At 74.2% G+C, this 6,629-nt stretch carries 5 protein-coding genes and 1 tRNA gene; 3 read left to right on the top strand and 3 right to left on the bottom strand.

The genetic code is table 11. The features are described 5' to 3' along the window. Positions 1 to 127: 127 nt before the first annotated feature. Positions 128 to 204: transfer RNA gene (locus E2C05_RS26860), tRNA-Arg, on the top strand. A gap of 373 nt (positions 205 to 577) precedes the next feature. Here the strand turns inward: E2C05_RS26860 and E2C05_RS26870 are convergent. Together E2C05_RS26870 and E2C05_RS26875 are read right to left on the bottom strand one after the other, a co-directional pair. After that, complete coding sequence (locus tag E2C05_RS26870; protein WP_133222729.1) at positions 578 to 1,078, bottom strand: YdcF family protein; 501 nt, start codon at positions 1,076 to 1,078, stop codon at positions 578 to 580. Further along, the gene (locus E2C05_RS26875) at positions 1,075 to 2,328 is read right to left on the bottom strand and encodes a methyltransferase (RefSeq protein ID WP_133222730.1); all 1,254 of its coding nucleotides are present in this window, start codon (positions 2,326 to 2,328) and stop codon (positions 1,075 to 1,077) included. Before E2C05_RS26875 ends, E2C05_RS26870 begins: the two co-directional genes overlap by 4 nt. A 289-nt stretch (positions 2,329 to 2,617) precedes the next feature. On the opposite strand from E2C05_RS26875, the gene E2C05_RS26880 reads away from it, so the two are divergent. Then, complete coding sequence (locus tag E2C05_RS26880) at positions 2,618 to 3,136, top strand: invasion associated locus B family protein (RefSeq protein WP_133222731.1); 519 nt, start codon at positions 2,618 to 2,620, stop codon at positions 3,134 to 3,136. Next, a complete protein-coding gene (gene rlmN / locus E2C05_RS26885) occupies positions 3,133 to 4,317 on the top strand; it encodes a 23S rRNA (adenine(2503)-C(2))-methyltransferase RlmN (protein WP_240046908.1) in 1,185 nt (394 codons plus the stop codon). The genes E2C05_RS26880 and rlmN overlap by 4 nt, the downstream gene beginning before the upstream one ends. 16 nt (positions 4,318 to 4,333) lie before the next feature. Here rlmN and E2C05_RS26890 read toward each other — a convergent pair whose 3' ends face one another. Continuing rightward, the gene (locus tag E2C05_RS26890; protein WP_133222733.1) at positions 4,334 to 6,409 is read right to left on the bottom strand and encodes a C1 family peptidase; all 2,076 of its coding nucleotides are present in this window, start codon (positions 6,407 to 6,409) and stop codon (positions 4,334 to 4,336) included. Positions 6,410 to 6,629 lie beyond the last annotated feature (220 nt).

Below are 6,629 nucleotides of genomic sequence, written 5' to 3' on the forward strand. Positions count from 1 at the left end.
GCGCACGGGCCGGTCCCGGGCCGGGCGGCTTCACCCGGCGGTGATGCGGCGCCGGGCGCGCCCGCGGGGACCGCCTTGCGCCGGGGGCCTTCCGTCCGGCCGCCCGATCGGCTATCAGCTTCCGCACGGACCCGTAGCTCAGCTGGATAGAGCGTTGCCCTCCGAAGGCAAAGGTCGTACGTTCGAATCGTATCGGGTCCGCCACCTTCCATTTGCATCACGCGCCATGGTCTGTTTCCGGCCAGCTGCCTGATGCCGCGCCCGATTCCCGCCGCTCCCGCGCCGTCCTCTCCAGAACCGGTGGCCTGCCCGCGCTGCGGCCAGCCTGTGCCCTGCGACCCCGCTGGCGCCTGCTGGTGCATGGCCCTGCCGCCGCGCCGCCCGGTGCCGCAAGCGGGCACGGGCTGCCTTTGCCCAGACTGCCTGATGCGCGACGACGCGGCGAAGCCCTGAGCGAGCCGTGCCGCCGCCGCGGCGCTTGCGTCGCCGCCCGCATCCCCAGGCCGGCGCGTCGGTCGCCGTGACCGGGCCCGAGCAGGGTGCCGCGCCGGCATGTCCGGCCGGCCGCAGCTGACCCTCAGCCCCCGCTGCGGCCGCGATGCCAGAGCATGAGCGCCGCGTCATAGGGCACCGCCGGCACTTCCCGCAGCCGCCAATACCAGCGCCGTCCCCAGGTATCGCCGCGCGAGGCGCCGATCGGCACCGGCCGGGCCTGAAGGCCGGCCAGGCGCAGCAGCAGCACGCAGCGCGGCAGGTGGAAGCGGCTGGTCGCCGCCCAGACCGGCCCCGCATGACCCATCCCCGCCAGCATCGCACGGCACGCGCGGACGGAGGACAGCGTGTCCGTCCCCGTCGGCTCCTCCCGGATCCGCTCCGGCGACTCGCCCAGCGCCACCAGCAGCCGGGCCATGATCGTGCTCTCGGCCTCGCCGAAGCGGCCCTGGGCGCCGGTCGGGATGAACAGCGCATCCGGATGCCCGGCGCCGAACCGGAATGCCGCCGCCACCCGGCGCTGCATGGCCGGGCTGGGGCCGCCATCGGGCCGGACCGCGGCGCCGAAGATGATGATGGGCGTCACGCGCCGGCGGCCGGCGCGGCGATCAGCAACCGGTTCATCGCCTCCATGGCATGGCGCAGCCCCGGCAGGTCGCGGGCGAATTGCTCGCGGGAGACGCCGTGCGCGGCCAACTCGTCGGCGATGGCGCCGAAGCTGCGGCGCCCGTCCACCCGCTGCAGGATGGCCGGCGCCAGCCGGGGCAGGGGCAGGTTCACCCGCAGCCCGTCGAAGGTGACCGGCAGGGTGCCGTCCTTGGGCAGGCCCTTCGCCAGTGCCGGCCCCTCCATCTCCCGCAGCACCGGCACCGCATCGGGATCGTCCCAGGGCGGCTCGGCCACCGGGTCTGCCGCCCGGACGCAGTAGACGATGTGGATGCCCATGTTGCCGGTCACGGCCTCGGCCAGGGCGGCGCGCGCCACCGGGTCCAGCCCGGCGGTGCGGGCGCGCAGCCGCGGGTCGGGCAGGTAGGCGTCGGGGTCGTAGCGCACCGGCTCCACCCAGCAGGCGATCCGCAGCCCGGCCGCCGCCACCAGCGCGGCCAGCTGCGGCACGGTGAAGGCCTGGTCGCGCGGGTTCAGCAGCAGGTCGTAGAGCCCGGCATCGCCGCCCGACAGGTGGTCGGTCAGCCAGGGGTTGCGGCGCAGCCAGGCGGTTTCCGGCACCTGCTTCCACAGCCGGCGGGCGACCTCCACCCGCGCCGCCGGGGCCTCCGCCGGCGGCGCCAGCAGGCGCAGCGCATCCTGCAGCATGTAGACGCCGGTGCGGCCATGCGGGGCATAGACCATCAGCCCCAGCCCGCCGCCCCGCGCCAGCACGGACACCAGCGCCCGCAGCCCCGCCAGCGGGTCCGGCAGGTGGTGCAGCACGCCGCAGCAGTCCACGTAGTCGAAGGGGCCGAGGCCGCTCTCCGGCAGGTCCAGCAGCGACCCCTCCTCGAACCGGATGTTGTGGAGGTTGCGCGCCGCGGCCCGGCCCTGTGCGATCTTCCGCGCGGCGCCGCTGCGGTCCAGCCAGGTGACGCTGCCCGGCCGGCCGGCCCAGGCCATCTGCTGCGCCAGCATGATCGTGGCGTCGCCGGTGCCGCCCCCCGCGACCAGGGCATGCAGCGGCCGGGTCGCCGGGCGGCGGCTGGCGAAGATCCAGTGGTCGATCTCGCGCAGGTGGCTCGGGCTCCCGACGATCAGGCGCTTCGCTTCCTCCCGCGGGTCGCGGGCGGGGTAGGGGAAAGCTTCGTACTGGGCGGCAAGCTGGCGGTCGGCGGAGTCGGTCATCCCGGGTGCATAGAGCGGATCGCCGGCCGGCGGGAACCGGCCGGGGCATCGCGCGGCCGACCGGCCGGGGGTGGCGGTCAGGCGCCCTCGGCCGCGGCAGGCGACGGGCGCCCATCGGTGGGCGCCGCAGGACACCCCTCTCGCCGGCGAAAGGGGGCGGCACAGGCCGGGTCCCGCGCCCCCGCGGGCGCCACGGCGTCGCCGCCGGGCCGCCGGCATGCGCGCGCCGGGCCCCTGCGGCCGGGTCGTCGCGGTTGCTGGCGGGCGGGGGCGCCCGTATCTAGCGGCCATGCGTATGCGATCCCTGCCCGCCCTCCTGCTCGGCCTCTCCCTGCTCGGCCACCCCGCCGCGGCGGAGCAGCCGCGCCCGCAGCGGCTTGGCGAATTCCAGTCCTGGACCGCCGCCAGCTTCCAGGAAGGCGGGCAGAAGACCTGCTACGCCTTCGCCCGCCCGACCAAGGTGGAGGGCAACCGGCAGGGCGTGCTGCTGACCGTGACGCATCGGCCGAACGCCCGCGACACGGTGACGATCACCGCCGGCTACAACCTGCCGCGCAATGCCAGCCCCAGCGTGACCGTGGGCGGCGCCACGCTGGAATTCTATACCGGGGAGACCGCGACCTCGGTCATCGCCGCCCGCGACGGCGCCGCCGCGGTGCGCGCCTTCCGCGGCGGGAAGGAGGCGGTGCTGAAGGCCCCCGGCGCCAATGGCCGCGGCACGGTCACCGACACCTTCCCGCTCGCCGGCTTCGGCGCCGCCTATGATGCCATCGGCAAGGAATGTCCGGTCGGGAGCCCGCGCCGATGAATGCCGTGACCCCCGCCGATGCCGAGCTGACGGCGGCCGAGCGCGACCGCATCCTGGCCAAGGCCGCGCTGTTCAGCCCGCCGCCGGTCACCACGGCGGACGGCAGGCGGGACCTGGTCGGCCTGTCGCGCGAGGAGCTGGTGCAGGAGCTGGCCGCGCTGGGCGAGAAGCCCTTCCGCGCCAAGCAGCTTTGGCACTGGATCTACCACCAGGGCGTGACCGATTTCGACCGGATGTCCAGCATCGCCGCGCCGCTGCGCGCCCGGCTGGCGGAGCGCTTCGTCATCGCCCGGCCGGAGGCCGCGACGGTGCAGACCAGCCGCGACGGCACGCGCAAATTCCTCTTCCGCTTCCGCGACGCCCAGCAGGTGGAAACGGTCTACATCCCCGACCCGGAGGAGGACCGCGGCGCCGTCTGCATCAGCACGCAGGTGGGCTGCACCCTGTCCTGCCGCTTCTGCCACACCGGCACGCAGAAGCTGGTGCGCAACCTGGGCGCGGCCGAGATCGTCGGGCAATTCATGGCGGCGCGCGACAGCTATGGCGAATGGCCCAGCCCGAAGGACGACAAGCCGCGGCTGCTGTCCACCATCGTCGTCATGGGCATGGGCGAGCCGCTCTACAACTACGAGAACACGGCCAAGGCGCTGCGCATCGTCATGGACGGGGAGGGGATCGGCCTCTCCCGCCGCCGCATCACGCTGTCCACCTCCGGCGTGGTGCCGATGATGGACCGCTGCGGCGAGGAGCTGGGCGTCAACCTGGCGGTGTCGCTGCACGCGGTGACGGATGAGCTGCGCAACGAGATCGTGCCGCTGAACCGCAAATACCCGATCGCCGAGCTGCTGGCGGCCTGCCGGCGCTACCCCGGCGCCTCCAACGCCCGCCGCATCACCTTCGAATACGTCATGCTGCGCGGCATCAACGACTCGGAGGCCGAGGCGCGCGAGCTGGTGCGGCTGCTGCACGGCCTGCCGGCGAAGGTGAACCTGATCCCCTTCAACCCCTGGCCGGGCAGCCCCTACCAGACCTCGACCTACGAGCAGACGGCGAAATTCGCCGCCATCCTGAACGAGGCGGGCTATTCCAGCCCGATCCGCCGGCCGCGCGGGCGGGACATCCTGGCGGCCTGCGGCCAGCTGAAGACCGAGAGCGAGCGGGAGCGGAAGGCGGCGGGCTGACCCCGCCGCGCCGGCCTCAATACTGCAGGTCGCGCGTCTCGAAGCCCGGCTTCGGCGCGGCGCCCAGGATGCGCCGCAGGATGGAGTTCAGCGTGTCCGGGTCGTTGTCGAAGCCGCCATGGCTGTCGCTGCGCGACGGCCCCAGGCTGCCCCGGGCCGGCGCCCCCGCCACCACCAGCGTCTGCCGCAGCAGCGCCGCCACCTCGGCATCCGGCGCGGGCGACTTCGGCACCTGCCGGACCCAGCGTTCCATGCCCAGCAGCGGCGTGTCGCGGCGCGGCTCGAAGGCGTTGCTCACCAGGTAGAGCAGCGACTTGCCATAGGGCCCGACATCGTCGTCGCGCTCCCCCACATCGCTCAGCACATAGAGGTCGGGGACCGGGCAGGTCCCGGCCCTGATGGCGGGCAGCATGGTCGCCTTGAACAGCTCCACCGTGATCGCCGGCGCCATCAGGTGCAGCGACCGCAGGGCGATGCCGCTGGCGGCCAGCTGCGGCAGCGCATGCGCGGCGTAGATGCTGCCGGCGCTGTGCGCCACCACATGCAGCTCCCAGCCGGCCCGCGCCGCCGCCGGCAGCGCCTGCATCGCCGCCTGGGCATGCTTCGCCATCAGCTGCATGGCGCCGATCTTCCGCCGATGCTCGGAGGACAGGCGGGCATTCTCCTTCATCTCCCGCCACAGCGCGCCGCCCGGCCCGGCGACGGTCAGCTCCAGCGACCGGTCCTTGCCCTCCACCAGCCCGTCCCGCATGGATTTCAGCCAGTCGGCGACGGCATTGCCGGCGCGCGCATCGGCGCCGGTCAGCACATCCGCGATGATGTCGCGGATGGCGTCCGCCGCGCCGGATTCCCACATCACGTGCAGCGGGTAGATCTCGTTCCTCAGCAGCACGTCGCGGAAGGCGACGACCCGCCTGGCCGCCGCCTGCTCGTCATTCAGCCCGCCATGCAGGTAGAGCATCACGCGGCGGCGCTTCCAGCCCTCCGTCGCCTTCGGGATGGTCTCGCGGAACAGCCGCTGCAGGTCGGACTCCGTGGTCCAGTAGTCGCCGCTCGACGACAATTCCCCGTTGTTGGCCACGTCGATGACGAAGGGCCGGATGTCGGCGAGCGGGATGGCCGGCATCGCCCGCGCCAGGCCCTTGGTCGTATCCGCCCCGCCGCGGGCCCAGAGATCCACCTTCACCGGCACGCCGAGCTGGGCGACCCAGACATCGGTGGCGTGCATCAGGTAGTCCTCGTAGGGCAGCAGCGCGAAGCCGCCATCGCCCCAGTCCTCGCCCCAGGAATTCTGGATGACGAAGCCTTCGGCGGTGTAGCCGACGATGGCCACCGCATGGCCCGAGTCGGCGCGGCCGTCCCGCCGGATGACGGGCAGGCGGCGCGTCCGCTCCGCCCCGGCCTGCCGGTAGGCGACGGCGACCCGCTCGGGGCCCGGCGCGAACCAGCCGTCATGCACCATCAGCGTGCAGTAGAGGATGCCGACCTCCGCCAGCGCCGCATGCATGTCGCGGATCTCGCGATGGCTGACGCGGTAGAAGGCGCCGCCGGGCACCTGCCGCGCCGCCTCGGCGATCTCCGGCGTCAGGTGCTTCCGGCCATGCCGCGTCTTCGGCCACATCGCCGCCGGGCAGGCGCCGTGCCGCGCCCAGCCCAGCATGCCGCCGCGGGCGGAGGAGCCCTCGTAGTGCTCGCCCGGCCATTCGTCGTAGCAGCGCGCCATCTCGTAGAGCATGCGGGGGCTGACCGGCAGCCGCGGCTCCGGCGCGCCGCCATCGGCCCGGCGCGCCAGCAGGTAGTTCACCACGGCGGCCAGCGCGAAGCCGGTGCAGGCGCCTTCCTGCCCCTGGTCGAGGATGGCCGGCACCAGGTCGCAATTGACCATCCGGTCCGGCAGCGGCCCCAGCTTCGGCTGGTAGGGCCAGTCGCGGATGTCGATGCGGTCGGGCATCGCGTCCAGCACCGGCTTGCCCTTGCGCCTGGCGGGGGCCTCGGCCGGCGGGGCGCGGCGGCTGGCGGCGGCCGGCCGCGTGGTCTTGGGGGCCGATGCATCGGCCGCCGCGGCGTTTTGCCGCGGACGCGTGCGGGCCATCCTGCTCCTCCTCCTGCCTGCTGCGGCGGGGAGGCTATCATTGGCGATCCGTAGCGGAAGCCCGGATGCCGCCCAGGGGATCGCGCCCAGGGGATGGCACCCAGGGGATGGCACCCAGGGAGTGGCGCCCGGGGGAGGGCGCCGCGCGGATGGCGCCGGCCGGATGCTGCCGCGGGGCGAGGGCGCGGCCGCACCGCGCCCGCCGCGGCGCCGGCGTGCC

Source organism: Paracraurococcus ruber (assembly GCF_004353985.1).
Classification (GTDB): Bacteria; Pseudomonadota; Alphaproteobacteria; order Acetobacterales; family Acetobacteraceae; genus Paracraurococcus; species Paracraurococcus ruber.